Here is a 21,188-nt window from a genome sequence, read left to right on the forward strand (position 1 = left end):
GCATCAATATAAAATTTTGATGAATGCAAATTATGCTCGCCTTTAGATTATTTCATTTATTTGGCTCACAGGTTATTTTCGGTATCGAAAACCAGAATGAAGTAAAACTACCCGAATATTCTTAGAGGAGTTGTTTTATGCCGAGTGGTATTTATTCTAATGCCTTTAATTTTTCGACTTACGTTAATGGTGGCGTGGATCTCCGTACTGGACAGTATGGTGTAAATATTAATCTTGCTACTTTGGTCAGCCAGTTTAATGATGAGGTATCACGAGATATCAGCCTGTCCTTTTCCATGATGAATAACGTGAATTCGGGATTTGGTATTGGTTGGTCATTGAATAATAGTGAATATTACGATAACAAGGTTAAACCACAACCGGAAGTTCATTTCTCAAGCGGAGAAACCTATCAAGTACAGCCATTTGTCAATGCGGATGGGCGTATTGATTTTAAGGATAAAAAACTTAAAGATGCCTATATTGGAAAAATTGATGAACGTAAAATTTGTATTGTTTATAAAAGTGGTATGGTTGAAACATTGTCACGTGTTGCTGATGGTAAACCATTCCTGCTGACTCGTCTGCAATTCGAAAATGGCGAAAAATTTGATTTTCAATACAATTCAGTGAATCCAGATTTACTGGCCAATATTGTTGATGGATATGGTAAGACAATATTGCGTTTAATCAGTAATGATAATAAAAATATTCATGTGGTTTATGTCCGCATGGCAGAAGATAAAGAAGCTAAAATAGAATTTGTCTATGTCAATAATAAATTAATAACGTTGAAACTACCTTCTGATGGAATAGAGAATCCTCCTCAAACGACATTTAGTTATAATGAATTGAATGACTTGCTTGTTATTACATCTGTCGATAATCCAACTGGAAGTCGGGATAATATTTACTATCAACAGAATGGACATCGGGTTGGTAAACTTTCTAAAACCAGTTATATCCCTTACGTTTTACAATGGGATAGGTTTCCTGGTGGTGGACAGCCAATGCTCAGGATGAAGTATACGTATTCACCGGATAAAAATTTCACTGGTTACCCATTCAATGGTAATCCATCCAGTGTGGCAGATAATCTTTATTTGATGCCAGGAAATTATGAATATTGGGCTAATGAAACGATTGTTGATGCTGAAGAAAATGATATTGCCCTTCGATCCCATAAGGTGACTTATAATAAATTCCATCTGACAAAAGAAGAAGTTTATCGGGAAAAAAATTGTGAAACTAAAAAAGTTACAATTTATAATGAAATTTCAAATACCGATTTCTTTTCTCAGCCTCCTAATTTACAAATACCTAAAAGTATTACCACAGAGTATACGAATGCTAATGGAAAACGCCGTTCTGAAACACTTACTCAGGAAAGTGATGAATACGGAAATATCACAGAAACAGTAGATATTAGTGGTGTTAAAACTGTATTTGATTATTACCCTGTGCAGGGGGATTTAGAAAAATGCCCGTCAGATCCATTCGGTCAATTCAAACGTTATATTCGAATGACAAATATAATACCGTCCGGGGATATGGGAGAAACGAAAACAGTCAATTACGAATATCAATCGGTCGCTGTAAAACAAGGAATAAGTTTTCTGTCAAATTATGTTGTTATACAGAGCAAAGCTATTACAAATGATATATTAGTGGAAGAGTATGCCTATCAGGAAGATGAAGATGTAAGTCTGAATGCTCTACTTTCATCTTCAACAAGAACTTATCTGGGCGATGCACCAAAAACGACGACCAAAAATTTCTCCTACACCTTAATTGGTGGCAGTTTAACTACGGTAGAGACAACGATTGGTTTTGATGGCAAACAGATGGAAGAGTCAGAAACTATCAATTTATATACCAGTCTGATGCAAAGTCATACAGATACAGATGGTATCACTGAAAAGTGTGAATACGATATTCTGGGAAGATTGATTAAGAAGATTTCTGCGGCTGGCTCTCTTTATGAAACAATTAATATATGTCGGTATATATTACCCAGTGCTTTTGGAAAAACTTCTGCGATTGAAGTCATCGATATTTGGGGAGTTATTGGGCGGACAGAATATGATGGTTTTGGGCGGGAAGTTTTCAATTGGGTTCAGGATGACGATGGTAAGTTTGATGCTGAAGGAAATTATGACGGATCATTGAGAAAAATGGCATCTTCGACGTACGACAAACTTGGTCGCCTTACGTCAGAAACGGATTTTGATTATATCGATGGCCAACAAGTGGCAATGAATCAAAAGAATTATGTTTATGATGGTTGGGAGCAGATTGCAGAAGTACATCACAATACAGGTTTAATCGAACTTAATATTATTGATCCTGTCGCGATGACACAAACGGAAAGTCAGCGTAATCAAAATGCGCAGCAATTAGCTTCTACACGTACAACTTTCAACCTCTTTGAGCAACCGATAAAGATAGAAGAGTTGGATGGGCAAACGTTGTATAGCACAACAACAATGCAATATGACGGCTTCGGACGGCTAGTCAAAACGATTAAACCTGATGGTTCAACATCTACTGTCGAACAATACGATATTTTTGACAGACCTCTTCTTCTGACACAATTTGATGGCACAGTGAATCAGATTGATTACTCTGATTTGACGGAAGATGTAGTTCCTACTGCCATTAATGTGAAGGTTGGCGGTAATTTCGTGAATATAGGGACTCAAGGATTTGATGGACTCGGACGTCTGATCAATTTGCAGGTTAATCGGGCTCATAAGCAATACCAATATTCTGCATCTACTTCATGGCCATCGTCCATTATCAATGGGCGTAATCAACAGGTTAATGTGAATACTCTGCCCGAATTAGGGTATGTCATGGCGGTGAACGCAGAAAAATCTGAACGTGCTTTAGGTAATTTTAACTACAGTGATGCAAAAACACCAAATATGCCGGCAGGTATTCCACTGTCAGCAATCAACGCTTTTTGTCGTTATGATTACACTTATGGCCAAACTGGAAGTCTTAAAACCGTCAGACAAACTGTGGGAGCAGTAGCAAAGAACACCGCATATAATTGTGTCACTTTAGGTGGAACCGCTCTGGATATTAATATGGGTGGACGAGTCCTGAAAAAAGGACTTGATAGCTTTGGCCGAGTTATTACGACGACTGATGGCAATATTACCACTCAGTGTACCTATGATACTTTTGAGCGGATAAACTCCATCACTACCTTACAAAATGGCGTTCAGGTGCAATCTGTCAAGATAGATTATGATGTGTACAATCGGGAAACTCACCGTACTATCACCTCCCAGAATGACCAGTTCGAACAAACATCTACCTATGATACACAAGACAGATTGATAGAAAGAACCACGTTAATTCAGTCTGATAAGAGATTAAGTGAAGTATTCGCATATGATGAACGCAGCCGTTTGGTCAGTTATGTTATACGGTCTGGTTATGATGTGGCGCTTTTGCCTTGTAATGAGTTAGGCCGTCCAATCACCGAACAGCTATTCCAATATGATGGGCTCAATAATCTTGTCCAAGTCACAACGACTTTTGTGAATGGTGAGTGTGATATTGCTGCCTTTATTTATGAGATTCAGCGTATCACGAGTATTAGTCATACATTGACGACGGGAGAAAATGCTTATCCTGCCACAGTATCGATAGAATACGATGATGACGGCAATATTACTTCTATAAATGCTGATGGTGGAACAGGTCCCAAATTGGCATATTCTGCGACTTCCCAACTGATTCAATACGGTGATACTGTTTATCGTTATGATGCTTACGGCAAGCTCATTAAGCAGGGCAGGAAGGCAAATTATTACTTAGATGGAAAGATTGTCAGTGAAAGCGGCGAAGCGGGTGAACTGAAATTTATACGTCATGGTGATGTTAACATTGCTGAAACAGATACAGAATCTCGTTTCCTGATGACAGATAATCAGGGTTCTACCATTGGTGTGAAAGATGCGTCAGGTACGAATTATTTTAGTTATACGCCGTTTGGTTCTTCTGCTGATAAAAATGTGAGGAGTGGATTTAAGGGAGAATTGTTAGACACGGAAAGCGGAGGTTACCCGATGGGAAATGGTGTCCGGCTGTATTTACCGTCCCTGGCGGGATTTACTTCAATGGATAGCCTCTCTCCCTTTATATCGGGAGGATTTAACCCTTATCGTTATTGCGATGGCGATCCCATCAATCTGTCAGATCCCAGTGGTTACATGAGTACAGGGAGCATTATTGGCAGTGTTCTGGGTATTATCGGCGCAATTATTGGCATTGCCTTGGCTATTCCAACGGGTGGCGCTTCATTGACTTTGACGGCAGCTATCGAGATTGGATTAGGTGTTGCGGAGTTAACAGCAACAGGTGTCAGTTTGGGATTAGGATTGGCTGGCGATGAAAAAGGGAGTGATATAGCAGGTGCGATTGCTGGTGTTTTTGGGTTGGCATCTATGGGGATGGGGGGCGCTTCTTGGCTTATGGGGAAAGCAGGAGCCAAGGGTGGGAAAGCGGTTGTGTCTGGTGCAGAGGAACTACGAGGTACATTTAGTAAACTTCCTGGTAAGTCAGTTAAAACGAAGCCCATGAGCAAAGCCCCTAAAAAAATTTGGCACAAGGTTAAAGAACCGACTCCTACCGGCCATTCTAAATATGTTTTTGGCTCAAACAGGCCAATAAGTCATCGTCATTTGGAAGAACCTATTAAGTTCTTTGAAAGACGACACAGCGTTATGAAACGTCCTATTTATATTCTGACGGGTTCCCATGGTGCCAGAATGGGTAACAATTGGACATCTGCGGGTGTGAGACGGGCTAGTTTGATAGAAAAGCGATTTTTTAAACAAGATTTGAGATATATAGGGCGGGTTGATAATAGAATTCGTGTCAGAAATATGGATGGTATGTCAACGCCAAGTTTTAACCGATATATATCAGACCCCAACAAGCATGTTATTCTCGGATATTGTTTTGGGCGTAATGATGAAGCACTGAGATATTACCGGAATCTAAAACCTGTAACGAGTTATGTGTAGTCGTTTAGTTCTATACCCAATGGATTTCAAGATGCGTCACGGCGGCAAGGGAGCGAATCCCCGGGAGCATAGATAACTATGTGACCGGGGTGAGTGAGCACAGCCAACAAAGAGGCAACTTGAAAGACGAAGGGTATAACCTTTATTTGGTAATGGATCATGGTTTAACACTGGGCATTTACGGTATTGTAAATGTCCAGTGAGAATATTAACGAAGATATTAAGTTCAGGTTTGAACTACTACAATTAATTACAAATCCAGATTTTCCACCAACGTTGCCACCATCACCGCCTTAATGGTATGCATTCGGTTTTCAGCCTGATCAAACACAATACTGTGTTTTGATTCAAATACTTCATTAGTGACTTCCAGTCCACCATACAGACCAAATTCCTCTGCCAGTTGCTTACCAAGCGTCGTTTTTTCATCGTGAAAAGCAGGCAGACAATGCAAGAATTTTACTTCTGGATTTCCTGTCAGTTTCACGACATCCATATTGACCTGATAGGGTTTCAGCAAAGCAATCCGCTCTTGCCAGACCGACTTCGGTTCTCCCATTGATACCCAAACATCGGTATATAAAAAATCAGCTTCTTTTACACCTTGTGCAATATCTTCTGTCAGAGTGATCTGACCGCCAGTTTTCTCTGCCTGTTTTTGGCATTCTGCAACTAAGCTTTCATCAGGCCAACACGCTTTTGGTGCGATCAAATGGAGATCCATACCCACCAATGCAGCAGCTTCCAGCATTGTATTGCCCATGTTATTGCGTGCATCGCCCAAATAGGCAAATTTGATCTCAGACAGCGGTTTTGGACTGTGCTCTTGCATCGTCAGTAAATCAGCCAAAAGTTGGGTTGGGTGGAATTCATCAGTCAGGCCATTCCACACCGGAACGCCAGCGTGTTGAGCCAGCGTTTCGACAATGTGCTGACCATACCCACGGTATTGGATGCCATCATACAAACGCCCAAGTACCCGCGCGGTGTCCTTGATGGATTCTTTATGCCCGATCTGGTTGCCATTTGAGCCTAAATAGGTAACGTTAGCGCCTTGATCATAGGCTGCGACTTCAAATGCACAGCGTGTTCGGGTGGAGTCTTTTTCAAAGATCAGGGCAATATTTTTCCCCGTGAGTAAGGGAGACTCGAAACCTGATTTTTTATTCGCTTTTAATTCATGAGCCAGAGCTAAAAGAGTATTAATTTCTATTGGAGTAATATCAAGTAATCTTAGGAACGAGCGCTTAAAAAAAGGGTTCATTATGCATTGTCTCCATCAGTGCAATATTGAATTTATATTCAATATATGTCGATAAAAAATTCAATTACAAGCCCCGCGTTCAGTGTTTATAAGAGTAAAGGTATTAAGACTGGTTATGAATCAGTCGCTTACGGTTTGCATTTCCTTTTAAACAAAATTGGATAGATATATCCTTTGCAAAGAAAAGATGGGAGAATGCAAAACAAGACAGCCAACTGACGGAGGGGATTGGCATGGCAGACCCACATGCTTTAGAAGAACAACGTGAAGAAACCCGCTTGATCATCGAAGAATTATTGGAAGATGGCAGTGATCCTGAAGCGCTTTATATTATTGAACACCACTTTTCGGCAGATGACTTTGACCAATTGGAAAAAGCTGCTCTTGAAGCGTTTAAGTTAGGTTATGAAGTCACGGATGCAGAAGAGCTGGAAACAGAAGATCGTGTTGTTTTGATGTGTTGTGATGTGATCAGCGAAAGCCGTTTGGAGGCTGAACTGATCAATGTACAGGTTGAACAGCTGATGAATCTGGCTGAAAAGATCGGTATAAATTACGACGGCTGGGGAACATACTTTGAAGATCCGAATGCGTCAGATGATGAAGACGACGAAGGTGATCTCTTTCCCCCGGAAGAAGATGAACCCAAACTTCATTAAAGCTTTTTGAAGATAATGAAAGTTTTTTGAAGATAGTGTCTTTTTTGAAGATAGATTCAAAGCCAAATGCCCCACTTAATCCGTGGGGCTGGTTTATTGATGACCATTAGCGTTATAGCGTTATAGCGTTATAGCGTTATAGCGTTTTGATCATCCTGACTTCACAGTCGCTGTGGCCTGTATTGCCAAGTGATTTGCTTCGTACAGTGTATCCAGAATCGGCTCAACAACGGCAATCAGATAACTATGAGAACGTGATCCCACAGCATGTTACCGACAATGTGCCGTTTTTTATCCTATATTTGAATCACTATTATAATTGTCATTTGTACTTTAGTGATTAAAATCACCAGATGACTTTTTGGTATATCTTTCACTCATTTTATGTCACATTAAATATGCCTTAAAGAAAATTATAAAAATGAAATTTCACTTTTTTATTTAAATGAATTTATTTATTTCTTTTTATTATGAGGTGATAAAAATGAAAGATATTCATGAAATTGCTAATATATATGCGAAAAACTTAGCATCACAAAAGGGACAGAAGGTATATTCAGTTGAGACCTGGAATTATAGCAACACACCTAAACTTGCCCCTTATAAATCAGATCAGGTACGTGTAGAGGCTCATGAGGATATGCAGTGGGAATTTTATGATGTAAAAGAAGATGAATTTAAATTTACTGAATATGATTGGTATAATCATACTTCTGAGGTGATAGAAAAACGTCTGAAATATGAAAAATTGCAAATAGAGAGTGCAACTTGGTCTGTTAGATCACCGATAAAAGTGGGTATAGATTTTCAACTAAAGGTTTTATTTCCATTTGTTTCTGAAGATAGAGAAAAACTTTCCACTAGTATCAAAGTAGGTGATAACTTCTCAAAAACTGTTACTAATACATGGCGATATCAAGAAGACAGAATGCTGGAGATTAAACCACATACACATTCATGGGGCTATAAGCATTTGTTGATGAAAAGAGGAACAGCGTATTGGACTCAATCCTGCCAGTATATTGGTGCTGCCGGTATTTTGTTGCTTGATGGTAATAAAATGAGATTACATATAGTTTATCTAGGAGAAATATTTAATAGAATTAAATATGATATGCATGAAAGTTCACTTCTTGAAGGTTATAAATCAACCTCTAGAAGTGATATTATATTAGCTAACGTATCAGGGAGTCTTGATTATAATTATTTTATTAAACTTAATGAATATGCATATGAAAAACCGCTGGATGACTGAGGTTACCAATCGATTAATTCGGTTATGTACAGTCAAATTTTCATGCTCAATACGTTATGTGAAATTTTTTCCTATGAGGCGCTTGATTTATACTAAAAAGTATGTGGGATTGTGTTCCCATATACTTTTTTCAATAAGTGAGTTTTTCTGATTCACTTAGAAATATCCACGCCAAAATACTTCTCGGAGATACGGGCATAAGTGCCGTCATCTTTCATCTCTTGCAGCGCTTTATTAACTGCTTCTACCAGTTCCGGATCGCCTTTGCGCAGTAAAACGGCTGATTTACTTGCATCGGTTTCCTGGGCGACAATTTTTACTGGAGCATTAGGGCGTCGTTTTTTGAAATCAAGGAATGACAGGCGATCATTTAATGTGGCATCCGCACGTCCGGTGGCGACCAGATCAATAGCCTGGTTAAAACCATCCGTACTGACTAACGTGGCTCCATAAGATGTAGCCAGTTGGCCGTAATTACTGGTCAGAGATTGCGCTGAACGCTTTCCTTTAATATCCGCGAATGTCTTAATATCACTGTTATTGTTACGGGTGATTAACACAACTTGAGAGGTTGTGTAAGGAATGGAAAAACTGAATTTTGCTTCGCGCTCTGGGGTGATGCCCACTTGATTGATAACGGCATCAAAACGCTTGGCATCCAGTCCGGCAATCAAACCATCCCATTTAACTTCCATAAATTCAGATTTGACGTTCAAACGACGCGCAATTTCCCGTGCGATATCTACGTCAAAGCCGGTTAATTTATTGCTGGTATCATGATAGGTGAAAGGTGGATAAGTGCCTTCTGTACCAACCTTAAAAACACCAGAGGCTTTTATCGCATCGAAATCTTTGCCGGCATAACTGGGAGCAGAAATAGCAAGGGCAGTCGCGCCCGCCAGTAACAAATTCAAAATTTTTTTCATTATGCTTCTCCGAATAAATGATGTTGCTGATATTAAACGTGATTGCTTGCTAAATTTCCCAATCAGGTAAAGTTTCTGTCAGGGTTGAGATAAATTCGACAGTACGCACTTTACTTGGACGGGTGAAGATGGTTTTTGCCGAGCCTGATTCAATAATATTGCCGGCTTCCAGAAACACGACATCATGGGCAAGATTAGCCGCCAAACGTAAATCGTGCGTTGCCATTAACATGGTAGTGCCTTCTCCCGCCAGTTGCTTCAAAACGGAAACAACTTCTTTAGATAATTCAGGATCGAGTGCTGACGTTGGTTCATCACACAGCAGTACTTTTGGCGAAGGAGCCATTGCTCTGGCGATTGCTACACGCTGTTGCTGGCCTCCCGATAGTGTGTTTGGCCAAACATCTGCCTTGTGCGACAGACCGACTTTTTCCAGCAACGCCAGTGCCCGTTCTCTGGCGCGTTCGCGTGGCCATTTCTGTACCCAAATCAGCCCTTCCATAATGTTTTCAATCACCGTCAGATGCGGGAAAAGCTGGAAGTTCTGGAATACCATACCGGTTTGTAGGCTAAAGCGCTGAATTTCCCGATGTGGCAGCCGTTCTTTACCGTTAAACTTAATCTGCTCCTTGCCAATTTTCAGTTTGCCAGCCTGTGGTATTTCCAACAGATTAATACAACGCAGCAAGGTACTTTTCCCGCTACCGGAAGGGCCGATAAGTGCCGTCAGGCTGCCTTCTTTAATGGTCAGGCTAATATTTTTCAGCACCTTTTGCCCGTCGAAACTTTTTTCAATGTTGGTGAGCTGAATCATCTTTGCCTTCCTTATTGCTGTTTTGTTGGTTACTGCCGTTTTGCTGAGAGAATTTCTTTTCCAACCGGACTTGCAGAGCTGACAACACCGAGCTCAAGAGGAGATAGAGAATGGCTGCTTCGGTATACAAGATGAGTGGTTGATAGGTAACGGCGGCGATGCGCTGTGCAGCCAGAAACATTTCTGGCACAGTAATGACGGAAGCCAGAGAGGTATCTTTTACCAGCGAAATAAAAGTATTGGACAGGGGAGGGATTGAAACCCTTGCCGCCTGTGGCAGCACGATCCGGTGCATTGACTGCCACCAACTCATGCCAATAGAGTGAGAGGCTTCCCATTGCCCCTTAGGAACTGAAGTCAGTGCGGCGCGGATGACTTCTGAAGTATAGGCACCAACATTCAGGGTAAAGCCGATAACGGCAGCAGTGAAGGCTTCCAATGTAATACCTGCGCTGGGCAGGGCGTAGAAAATCAGAAAGAGTTGCACCAACAGCGGCGTACCGCGGATCAACCAAACATAAAACCGAACCACCGCAACCAGTGGCTTAGGCCCATACAGCCTGATTAAAGCAACAATAAACCCCAATGAAATTCCAAGTACGAAAGTAATCAGCGTGAGGGGAATAGTAAATGTGAGCCCTGCGTAAAGCATCGGCCAAAGGGAATCCAGCGCTAAACTGAGCCAATCTGGGGTCATAGATTCATCCTAATAGATAGATATTAAAAATACGTTTATTTTTTATAGGCTTGTTTTAATGATGATATGGCAAGAAAAGGTGAACGCTATATACAATAAAGTTATAGCTTAGAACGTTAGGATTGATTAGCTATATCGGCAAATGAGGCAAGGAATAGAGGTATCATAAACAATGATGTCATTGTGTTTTTGGATTCATATTTAAAATAAATGGTCAAGTATTCAATCTGTTGATCTAGCAATACACACATTGAATACATAACCTTTATTTTGATTATTCAACTGTTCCCTTAGAAAAATATTTATCCCAAACTTGTTGATAAGTACCATCCGCTTTTATCTCAATAATGGCTTTATCTATTGTAGTTTTTAATTCAGTATCGTTTTTACGCAGCAGTACAGCAGTTTTTGCAGCCTGAGTATCCGCAGCAACAATTTTTACCGGCGCATCAGGGCGATGTTTTTTGTAATCGAGATAAGAAAGTTTATCGTTGATTGTTGCATCTGCCCGACCTGTGCTTACCAGTTCTATTTCCTGACTGAAGCCATTAGTGCCGATGATTATCGCACCATAGTTGCGAGCAATCTGGGCAAAGTTATTAGTCAGGGTATGTGCTGATTTTTTTCCTTTTAAGTCGCTAAACGTCTTAATGTCGTTGTTGTCTTTTCGGGTAATCAATACCGCTTCTGAAACCACATAAGGCAGGGAGAAGCTGTATTTTTTTTCGCGCTCTGGTGTTATGGCGATTTGGTTCATCACTGCATCAGAACGCTCGGCATCAAGGCTGCCAATCAATCCATCCCATTTGCCTTCAATAAATTCAGGTTTTACTTTCATGCGTAATGCAATTTCACGACCGATTTCTACATCAAACCCAGTCAATTTCCCAGAGGTGTCATGATAGCTGAATGGCGCATAAGCACCCTCTGTCCCAATTCTGAATGTTCCCGTGGATTGAATATTATCAAGGGTGGATTGTGCATAAGCAAGATAAGAGATATTTAGTTGGAAAATGCTTACCAGTAGTATACTTATGATGGTTTTCATTATATCTCTGAAGGCTAAAATTAAAAGTTATGTTTACTATCATAACGGTGGTTACAAAACCTTCGTATATAAAATAAAGTTATATTCTATTCATTTATGTACTTCCATTAATAGAAGTACATATTAAATTTATTTAAATTAATTAGTTATTTAGATAACCTGTATTCAGGTCAATAAGAAATGTTTTGAATTTCCATGTTTTTGTTGTGTAAGGTATAGTGAGATTTTTATCATGCTTTTTATAAATGTTCCACTATAAAATAGCGCAATGATTTAATTAAATGGCGTTTATTAAATAAGCCAATTATAGTGGTTGATTTCTTTCAATGATTAATAATTGATTTGTGTTTTTATTATTATTTTAATGTGTTTCTATATGATTTTATTGTGGCTGGTGATGAGGTTATAATTTTTATTAGGCTACTAGTTTGAATGTTTACTACTATTAGATTAATTTATTTTTATCAATCATTGATAAATTGTTCTTATATTGAAGAATATCACGGATTTTAATAAAAATACGATTATACTAATAGGTTTATTATGTCTTTTTTCAATCAGATAACTGGTTGGATATATCGTTATTATGATGTTAGTCGATTACTCTACAATTTTAAATATAGGTGCCAAGTGTTGAATCCGTTCTTTAGAAAAGGCATGGTTGATTCTTTGCCTGTCTGTGTCTCCTTTTTTCTTATTTTTGCTTCGATTGGTGCGCTTTATCAAAGCTATGGTGTTCCATTAATTGAAACATTGGTCGGATCATTGTTGATATACGCTGCACCGTTGCAGGTGGCTGCGGTAGGTTATCTGGCGGATGGCGCGGTATTCTCTGTTATCATCTTGACATTGTTGATTAATTTCCGCTTTTTCCTGATGGCAATGGTAATGTTACAGTATTTTCATGGTATCCCAAAGCGAAAAATCCTGCTGTCGATGTTAGGGTTCAGTGCCAGTACTTATACGGTGACGCATTCACATCTCTCTGCGGAAAATATTATGGATGGAAAATCCCAATTTCATTTTTATCTAGGGGTTGCCGTCCCCTGCTTTATGATTACATTTTGTGCAACTTTGTTGGGATATATCTCAGCAGAACACCTGAATTATAAATCCGTTTCACTGTTTTTAGTGATGTTGGTTCCTATTCATTTCGCATCTCTGACAGCCAAGCGTTCCGGTAAAGATATGTCCGTATTGGCAACAGTTATGGGCGGATTGTGTGCACCGTTATTGAATGAAGTGGATATGAAAGTCATGGATCTGGTCATCCCTATTTTATGTGGAATAGGAATCGCGTTATGGGAGCGGAAAATGAGACGGGATAAAACATCATGATGCTGCTGATAGTATTAATGGGAGTGATAAGTTTTATATTAAGAACAGCACCTTTCTTTATGAATAACAATCGATTATTCAAAGGAAAGAGCTTGATGATTACTTCACTGGATTATGCCATCTGTTTTATTCTGGGTACTATTATTATCAATATATCATTAAATAATTTATCTATTAGCGAATTAATCGGACAGTTTAATATTAAATGTTCGCTTGCATTATTGACGGTTTTTTTGGCTTATTTCATTAGTAAATATACCCATTCAATATTGAAAAGTTTAGTGATTTCGTTGGCGTTTTTTATTTTAGCACAATGGCTATTAGGTTAACTCTGAGTATTATCGATTGAACAGGAAAATAATGTATTAATAAGTAGGATAAGAGTAAATTTTTCTGTTAGTCTGATTCATCCCCAGTTGCATAATTGGCTATGCTACTGGGGTCTGTCTCTTAGCTATCACTGGAAATTTATTAAGATACAATTTCGAAAATTTTATCTTCTTGTTGCAATTGCAATATATAATCAAAATCTTTTTCTACAATCGTTTTATCTTTATGTAATAAATATAAGAAGCCTGGCTCACCAATAGTATCTTTTGTTTTATATACTTTTTTGTTCATCTCAGGTAATTGATTAAAAGAATGAAAGGATGTTAAATTTATCAATGTGTTTTTTGTTGGCATACTTTTAATGATTCCATCTTTTTTGAAAACAAATGAAACTTCTGACAGATTTGCATTTTTTTGATAATTTTTATCTATATATTCTTGTTTGAATTTTTTTGGTTCTAGATACATAAATACACATAGACTTGCTTGTGTATATCCTAATGCCTCATGAAATGCTTCATTACTGATGGATGCTCCCATTAATCTGGCATTTGACTCAATTAATACCGGTCCTTCTTGAGTCATGATTATTTCATTATGTGCTGCACCATAATATAATCCAAATTCATTTAAAACATCATATATATATTTTTTTATTCCTGATTTTTCTGCAATGTTTCCGTCACATAGATGCATTCCTTCAAATATATAAGCACTATTTTTTTCTCTGGTTCTGACTTGTTCCCAAATATCACTGATGAAAGTTTTCCCTTCCCATGTTAATGTGTTTATAAAATATTGTGTGCCATCAATAAATTCCTGAGCAAGTATTTCTTTATTTATTTTTCCTAAGATATTTTTCTTACCTAGTATTTTTTTTATAGCCATTTTTACGGATTTAATGTCATCACAAATAGTAACACCTTCACTTGCAGCTCCATCGATTGGTTTGATTACTATAGGAAATTTTTGTTGTTTATTGACCCATTTTATAATTTCAATCTCTGATGAACTTTTAAATTGATTAATATGTCTCAAGTTAGATTCTTTAAGTTTTTTATGCATTTCATATTTATTCCTTCTGAGATAAGTCGTTTTATAATTATTACTATGTTTTATTCCAAGATTATTAGCGATATAATCAGTGGATTCTACTCCCATCTCTGAACCCGCAATAATATAATTTAGGTTTTTATATTTTAATATGTCTATAGTATCATTTATATTTTCATCAATAAAAATTGTTTTTTTGAATCGTACATCATCTGTATAGGGAGTGCTTGTCGTTCTTATATGATAACATTCAACTCCTTTGCTGATGAATTCTAATGCTAAATTTTTTCCAGTAGAAAATGCATCCACAATGCCTATTTTCATAAGAGTGCCTTTAAGTTTATTTTATAATGAATTAGTGAGTTCATTAGCAGATAAATAACATGTTTCTACTATCCACTGATAATTATTTGTGAATATATGAGTCCCTTCTGCATTATGGCCTACTGCAATTAAATTTTTCTTATAACTTTTATCTCCATTCTTAACGTTTCCTTCTGGATATTTTACTTTAATCCCTCCTGTTTTTATTTCCTGTAGCGATCCTGATTCACAAAGCTGATCAATTAAAACTCCTGTTTTTCCATTACATATTTTTCTGTTAGGTCCTGTTGCATTAATGATATAATCGAATGTTTCTATGCTGCCATCTGAAAAATTGACTTCGAATTTATCATCTAATGATTTTATACTAATTATGCCTTTTTTTAATTTTAGTTTCTCTTCTTCTATCATATTTAATATTTTTCTTGCATTTATTAAGGGAATGGCTCCATGTTTTTGTTGTATATAATGATAGTATTCTGACATAAGTAACTCGATATCATCCTTCTTAACATAGGGTAACGTTCTTGCTAATTCAGGGATTATTCCTAATATGATATTGAAATTTGTTGGTGAATTTTCTGCTAATTCAATTTGTTGTTTAAAATATGATATTCTTTCATTAATGTTCAGTTTGGAAAAATAATAGTCTCGCCATTTAATATCATAAATTTTTAGCTCTTTCCTTAAAAGCCTTAGAATATCTCTCAACCCTATTTTAGATTTTTCATTCATCAATTTTTCATGGGTGAAAAAAATAGGCTTGTTAGATTTTAATTTGTTCCCTTTTACTTCAGGTAGTGCTGCTGTTCTGGAGGATATAGTCAATTTTTTAGCATTTTTTATTTTATTTATTGTGATTGCACAATCGATAGAGGTTAGACCTGCACCTAATATCAATATGTTTTTTTCAGGCTCTATTTTTTCCATACTGGTTATTAATGGGAGTGGATTTAATATAAATTTTTTACTATGTCCTATGTGATAGTGATCTTCATAGTTATCCGGGGATCGGCCTGAAGCCAAAATAACTTTTCTTGTTTCAATTTGTACTCCATTGACGGCATGAATAATATATCCATTCTCTATTTCTTCTAACCTGTTAGCTTTTGAAAAAATAGGTTTTATATGATAAAGAGAATTGTTGTCATAGATTATTTCTTTTATTTTACTCTTTAAGTAATTACCGAAATTATTTCGTGATACATATCTTTCAATATTTCCATGATTAACCGATTTATGCCATGAGATATAATCATCATTGATGCCATAGACAGCAGATAGATCTTCTACCGGGGTATTCATTAACAACCACGGATAATCATTATTATATACATTGCCACAGCCAAAATTCATTTTTTCATCAAATATAACAATTGATGCTTTTTTATTTTTATTAGTCAATGACTTTACTAAAGAATCTAAGTAAGTGACTGTAGTGGCTCCCGCCCCGATAAAAGCGATATCAAATTTCATTATCTTATAATCTCTGAATTAATTTAAAGTTATTGAGCTATTTCTAATATTGTTTTGCATGCTTTTTCAACTTCTCTGGAATTATTAAGTAAACCCGGTGTGATTCGGCAGCTACTTTCTTTATAGGGAGTATAGCCAGCCATGATTTTTTTATTTTTCATAATCTCAGAAAATTCAAAAGCAGGTAGATCTTTTATATTAAAGCAGATGAGACCAGAGGATAACTCTTCATTATTAGGTGTATAGAGAGTGATTCTATTTGACTCAGATAAAATATCTTTGGCTAAGGAACATAGACTATGTATATGTTTTTCAACGTTATTTTTTCCTAATGCTATCATATTTTCAAAAGCATAAGATAATGCCCATTGGTATTCAAAACTTCGGAATCCTCCGGGACTGCATATCGTTGGTTTGCTAATGGATTTTTTGTATTCTTCAACGAACTTTTCTCCCATAAAAGCATTCCAGCATTCTGCTTCAAACGAGGGAATTAAGGGTTGTATATTTTTCCATCCTATTTCAGAAGCCCATAGAAAACCAGTTCCTCTTGGACCAAATAACCATTTATGACAACCTGATGCAATATAATCAACACCAAGATGCTCAGCAGAGGGTATATTTTCAATGCCAATACCATGAACAGCATCAAGGATAGTGAATATTCTTTTTGATTCTGGGCGTTTGGCATTAATATCACGTATGCATGAAGTTAACTTCTGTACTGGTAATTTAACTCCGAAACAAGAATTCACCCATGTGACAGAGATTAATCTTGTGTTTTCTGTGATATTTTTGATATACCGTTCAATAATAGCTTCTTCTGTAATATTTTGAAGATCTTCAAATAGATTGAATTTTTTTACCTTAACACCAAAGAGTTCTCTGGCATGTAATGTTAGTGCATCAACAGAGTAATGCTCATGTTCACTCAAGAGAATTTCATCTGATTGGTTATATTTAAAACCTAAGTAAATCAGAGAGAGACTAAGTGTTGTACTTTCTGTAAGTATAAGGTTATTTTTATGCGTACCGAGATATTGAGCTGCTAATTTTAATGTTTTATCATTGTATTTATGCCGATGACGTCTTGCATCATCAGGGTTCTTATCCAAAAATGTTCTGTGGGCATCAATTATTGAATTGAGAGTCTTAGAGTGGGGAGCCAATATACCTAATCCTAAATGTATCCAATCTTTATCTAGAGTAAAGTCTTGTCGAAAAGCATCAATAGTTATTTGATCTATCAGCATTTTTATTTACCCTTATAATTCTAGTTGTTTTTTGATACGGAAATTATTAATAATATATCCATTCTTGATTAAAATAGAATTTTTTAGATATAGTTAAAATTATTGAAATATATCTCCAATAGGTTTTGGTTTGCAGAGCAATAGCAAGGAAATAAATCTCCTAAATATGTGACTATGAGTTATTTCCTCTGTTGACGAGTAATAATGTAAAATATATTGGGTATATTACTCTATTCATATTTTATTCAAGTTATATTTAGCTTCATTACTTTTTCCCATTCGGTGTTATTCGTACAAGAAGGAAATATTGTCACTACAATATGATTATCATTCATAGATGATGAAAGTGCTGAAGCTGCCAGCCAGTTAGCCGCAGAAGAAGAGCCTACTTTCAATCCTGTCATATCATAAATTTCTTTTACTGCTACAAGAGATTCTGGATAGGAGTAATGAAAATGCCCATTTATGATATTTTCATATGATTCAATAAATCTCTGTTTAAGGCCATAACCAAGACCCCCTGAGCCTAAATATTTAGGTAAGCCATTTGGTGGACTCATTGTGCCATAGGGCATTTCAGATGGAATCACTGTATAGCATTGAGTATCACTCCATTGTTCTTTAAGTACTTTAGCAACACCAGAAAATGTACCACCAGTACCAATAGAGGCACACCAGGCCAGGCTTTTAGATGTAATATCCAGATCTATTAGCGACTGAATAATTTCTTTACCAGTTGTTAACGAATGATAATTGATATTTGAATCATGATTATGTTGATACAAAAATGTATATTTACTCTCTTTGGAAAGCTCTTTAGCTCTCTCTATTACCTTATAAAATCCATCTTCGGCTGGAACCAATATAATATTGGCATCAAGTGATTTAATCTTATCTAAATAAGAGGGGGAAGTGTTATCGGATAATACTAATGTTAGTTCTATATTTAGGTCGTGGCACAAATGGGCTAAACATACACTTAATGTACCTCCACTATATTCGAGTATATGCAATGACTGGATGTTATTTTTTGCCAAATTTGCAAGCGTAGAGTACATTATAGCGTAAACTGTACGTGATTTTACTGTACCGTAATGGTTTTCATTTTCCATTTTTGCATATATTTTAGATCCTTTTCCATATTTAGAAGGAATCTCAATTAAAGGGGTGTTAACCAAATTTTCTTTATATTCATTAAGAGCTGGATATTTTTCAAGTACATGTTTAGATGAGAAATCCTCTAATTTTATAAGCATCTTCTATCCTTTTTTAATCCACTTTTAATATTTTATTTAATTAATAAGTTTGAGTGTGTAGTGTTATTACATGTCTGTATGAGAATTTTTATGGAATATTTTTTGTAAGTGAAATTATTAATATACGAATACTCCTTATTTCTTTTTGTCTTATCTTATAATACTTTGATATTAAATAAAAGTGATAATAAAGTTATTTTTAGTATAAATTATGACGATGGACTAATAAATAATCTTTATGGGAAGATATATATCGAAATAATATGGTTTAAGTATTTAATCATATAATTATTATGATGGAAGATGTAATCTAGAAGGAGATTGGTAATTTCTGATATTATATCAATAGATTTTTAATAACAGTGTAGCGGAAAAGATATTAGGAGCTGAAGCGTGATTTCCATAAGAATTTTCCAATTGGTGTTAATGATGAAAAAACTTTATTTAATATCACGCCTATTTAGGAGAAACACTTGTTTACATTCTATCCATTACTTCAATACCAAGAAGGTTAAGGCCTTTTGCGAGAGTTTTTCCTGTCAGATTAGAGAGAAGCAATCGGCTTGTTTTTATTTCTTCTGCTACATCATTTTTTAATATTGGGCATTCTTCATAAAATCTCATATACAGGCATGAAAGCTCATATAAATAGTTACATAAAATATGTGGTGTTGCATCTTGTATAAGAGTATCCAGAACTTCTTCAAATTGGAGTAATTTGATTGCAATCGCTCTTTCTTTTTCCTCTTGCAAAATAAAGTTTATTGATTGCAGATCATTTTTACTACTTGCTTTACGTAAAATACTTTGAATTCGACTATATGCGTACTGTAAGTAAGGTGCAGTTGAACCCTCAAAACTAAGCATATCATCCCAGCTAAATATGTAGTCATTAATTCGGTTTTTGGAAAGCTCTGCATATTTCACTGCACCGATACCAATTTTTTCTGCGATGTTATCCATTTCGTCCTCAGGCCAATTATTGCCCCGGGCAAGTAGCTTGATTTTGGCTCTTTCTACCGCTTCATTGAGTAATTCACTGAGTTTAATTGTTTCGCCGGAACGTGTTTTGAATGGTTTACCATTTTCATCCAAAATATTGCCGAATGTGCAAATATCTAATGCGACGTTTTTGGCTAACAAACCGGCTTTGCGTGCGGTGATTTCTACTTGTTCAAAATGTAGTTTTTGGCGTGAGTCCACAAAGATCATTATTCTATCAGCTTTTAATTCATGGGAGCGGTAGTCGCATGCTGCAAGATCTGTGGTTGAATATAAATAACCGCCATTGGATTTCTGCACTATGAAAATTGAAGGCTCTCCTGTTTTATTTGCTAATTCATCAATGAAAACGACTTGAGCCCCTTGCTCTTCAACTGCGATATTGAGTTCTTTTAACCGTGTAATAACACCTGGCAGCATGTCGTTATAGGCACTTTCGGCCTTAATATGTTCTGGTCGCAATGTAGTATTAAGTTTTTTATACACATTCTGGGTGTGCTCAATAGAGATCTGAATAAAATTATGCCAAAGTTTACTGCAATGTTTATCGCCGTTTTGGAGTTTTACAACATAATCACGAGACTTATTAGCGAATGTCTCATCTTTGTCGAAGCGCTGCTTTGCATCACGGTAAAAGTTTTCCAGATCTTGCAAGGCGACTTTTGTATCGCCGTTTCCTGAGAGCAGTAAATCATCAAAATAGGCGAGTAACATTCCAAACTGTGTTCCCCAGTCACCGACGTGATTTTGCCGAATGACATTGATACCACGAAATTCAAGGCAGCGAGCAATAGCGTCACCGATTACTGTAGAACGTATATGCCCCACATGGAGTTCTTTGGCTAAGTTTGGGGATGAGTAATCAACAACAACATTTTTTGGATATTTTAATTGTGAGATACCTAATTTTGCATCGGAATAAGACTCTACCAATCTTTTGGCCAGATATTCGGGTTTGAGGTGTATGTTAATAAAACCAGGGCCAGCTATTTCAATTTTTTCTGCTATTTCATCCAGATCTAGATTTTCTACAATTTTGTTTGCTATTTCTCTTGGATTTATATTTAGTTTTTTTCCGGCAGCCATTGCTCCATTTAGTTGATAATCGCCAAATTGTGACCGAGTACTCTTGGTGGTTGCAGGATTAATATCCTTAGGTAAGCCAGAGGAGATAATAGCGTCTTGCGCTTTACTTGCTAAAAAATTGAGTAAATTCATAGGTAAAAGTCTCTGATGACACGAGGAGAGCCTGTCTTAATATAAAGATGTAGGCTATCACATTAAAAAAGATGTGCTAGTGATAATTTGTTATATTTTGGAGTGACTTATCGTTTTTTTTTGATAATCATCGAGTGTTTCTCTATGTTACATATCAATATGATATGTATAAAAACAATAATTACTCATTATCCTTACATTAATTTCTTAGTCGTTATAATAAACAGATTTAC

The 21,188-nt window shown here is 36.5% G+C and carries 15 protein-coding genes; 5 read left to right on the forward strand and 10 right to left on the reverse strand.

Going from position 1 to position 21,188, the window contains the following annotated elements:
• The first annotated feature begins 137 nt into the window (after positions 1 to 137).
• Positions 138 to 5,042 carry an RHS repeat-associated core domain-containing protein gene (locus tag BM135_RS00835; protein ID WP_092516954.1) on the forward strand — a complete coding sequence of 1,635 codons (4,905 nt, stop codon included), beginning with the start codon at positions 138 to 140 and terminating at the stop codon, positions 5,040 to 5,042.
• A 250-nt stretch (positions 5,043 to 5,292) separates the two neighbouring features.
• On the opposite strand, the gene argF is transcribed toward BM135_RS00835, so the two are convergent.
• Complete coding sequence (argF, locus tag BM135_RS00840) at positions 5,293 to 6,306, reverse strand: ornithine carbamoyltransferase (protein WP_092516955.1); 1,014 nt, start codon at positions 6,304 to 6,306, stop codon at positions 5,293 to 5,295.
• A gap of 233 nt (positions 6,307 to 6,539) precedes the next feature.
• On the opposite strand from argF, the gene rraB reads away from it, so the two are divergent.
• Positions 6,540 to 6,965 (forward strand): ribonuclease E inhibitor RraB, encoded by a 426-nt coding sequence (rraB, locus tag BM135_RS00845; protein WP_092516957.1) that lies wholly within the window; start codon positions 6,540 to 6,542, stop codon positions 6,963 to 6,965.
• A gap of 484 nt (positions 6,966 to 7,449) precedes the next feature.
• Entirely contained in the window at positions 7,450 to 8,220 is a 771-nt protein-coding gene (locus BM135_RS00850) for a hypothetical protein (protein ID WP_092516959.1), read from the forward strand.
• 152 nt (positions 8,221 to 8,372) lie between these two features.
• Here BM135_RS00850 and BM135_RS00855 read toward each other — a convergent pair whose 3' ends face one another.
• The 4 genes from BM135_RS00855 to BM135_RS00870 form a co-directional block, all read right to left on the reverse strand.
• Entirely contained in the window at positions 8,373 to 9,146 is a 774-nt protein-coding gene (locus tag BM135_RS00855) for an amino acid ABC transporter substrate-binding protein (protein WP_175485862.1), read from the reverse strand.
• Between the two features lie 49 nt (positions 9,147 to 9,195).
• Positions 9,196 to 9,960, reverse strand: coding sequence for an amino acid ABC transporter ATP-binding protein (locus tag BM135_RS00860; protein ID WP_092516962.1), 765 nt, complete (start codon positions 9,958 to 9,960; stop codon positions 9,196 to 9,198).
• Positions 9,938 to 10,657 carry an amino acid ABC transporter permease gene (locus BM135_RS00865; protein ID WP_092516963.1) on the reverse strand — a complete coding sequence of 240 codons (720 nt, stop codon included), beginning with the start codon at positions 10,655 to 10,657 and terminating at the stop codon, positions 9,938 to 9,940. The genes BM135_RS00860 and BM135_RS00865 overlap by 23 nt, the downstream gene beginning before the upstream one ends.
• A 274-nt stretch (positions 10,658 to 10,931) precedes the next feature.
• The gene (locus BM135_RS00870) at positions 10,932 to 11,705 is read right to left on the reverse strand and encodes an amino acid ABC transporter substrate-binding protein (RefSeq protein WP_092516964.1); all 774 of its coding nucleotides are present in this window, start codon (positions 11,703 to 11,705) and stop codon (positions 10,932 to 10,934) included.
• A 657-nt stretch (positions 11,706 to 12,362) separates the two neighbouring features.
• On the opposite strand from BM135_RS00870, the gene BM135_RS00875 reads away from it, so the two are divergent.
• Together BM135_RS00875 and BM135_RS00880 are read left to right on the forward strand one after the other, a co-directional pair.
• Positions 12,363 to 13,043 carry an AzlC family ABC transporter permease gene (locus BM135_RS00875; protein ID WP_175485864.1) on the forward strand — a complete coding sequence of 227 codons (681 nt, stop codon included), beginning with the start codon at positions 12,363 to 12,365 and terminating at the stop codon, positions 13,041 to 13,043.
• Positions 13,040 to 13,372 carry a hypothetical protein gene (locus BM135_RS00880; RefSeq protein ID WP_139204062.1) on the forward strand — a complete coding sequence of 111 codons (333 nt, stop codon included), beginning with the start codon at positions 13,040 to 13,042 and terminating at the stop codon, positions 13,370 to 13,372. The genes BM135_RS00875 and BM135_RS00880 overlap by 4 nt, the downstream gene beginning before the upstream one ends.
• 142 nt (positions 13,373 to 13,514) lie before the next feature.
• Here BM135_RS00880 and BM135_RS00885 read toward each other — a convergent pair whose 3' ends face one another.
• From BM135_RS00885 to argS, 5 genes are all read right to left on the reverse strand, one after another.
• A complete protein-coding gene (locus tag BM135_RS00885; protein WP_092516967.1) occupies positions 13,515 to 14,750 on the reverse strand; it encodes an ATP-grasp domain-containing protein in 1,236 nt (411 codons plus the stop codon).
• Between the two features lie 21 nt (positions 14,751 to 14,771).
• Positions 14,772 to 16,226 (reverse strand): FAD/NAD(P)-binding protein, encoded by a 1,455-nt coding sequence (locus BM135_RS00890; protein WP_092516968.1) that lies wholly within the window; start codon positions 16,224 to 16,226, stop codon positions 14,772 to 14,774.
• A gap of 29 nt (positions 16,227 to 16,255) precedes the next feature.
• Positions 16,256 to 17,479: an aminotransferase class V-fold PLP-dependent enzyme gene (locus tag BM135_RS00895; protein WP_092516969.1), complete on the reverse strand. Its 1,224-nt coding sequence runs from the start codon at positions 17,477 to 17,479 to the stop codon at positions 16,256 to 16,258.
• A gap of 245 nt (positions 17,480 to 17,724) precedes the next feature.
• The gene (locus BM135_RS00900; protein WP_092516970.1) at positions 17,725 to 18,735 is read right to left on the reverse strand and encodes a pyridoxal-phosphate dependent enzyme; all 1,011 of its coding nucleotides are present in this window, start codon (positions 18,733 to 18,735) and stop codon (positions 17,725 to 17,727) included.
• Positions 18,736 to 19,212: 477 nt separating this feature from the next.
• Complete coding sequence (gene argS, locus BM135_RS00905) at positions 19,213 to 20,955, reverse strand: arginine--tRNA ligase (protein WP_092516971.1); 1,743 nt, start codon at positions 20,953 to 20,955, stop codon at positions 19,213 to 19,215.
• Between the last annotated feature and the right edge of the window lie 233 nt (positions 20,956 to 21,188).

Source organism: Xenorhabdus japonica, assembly GCF_900115195.1.
In the GTDB taxonomy this organism is placed as follows: domain Bacteria; phylum Pseudomonadota; class Gammaproteobacteria; order Enterobacterales; family Enterobacteriaceae; genus Xenorhabdus; species Xenorhabdus japonica.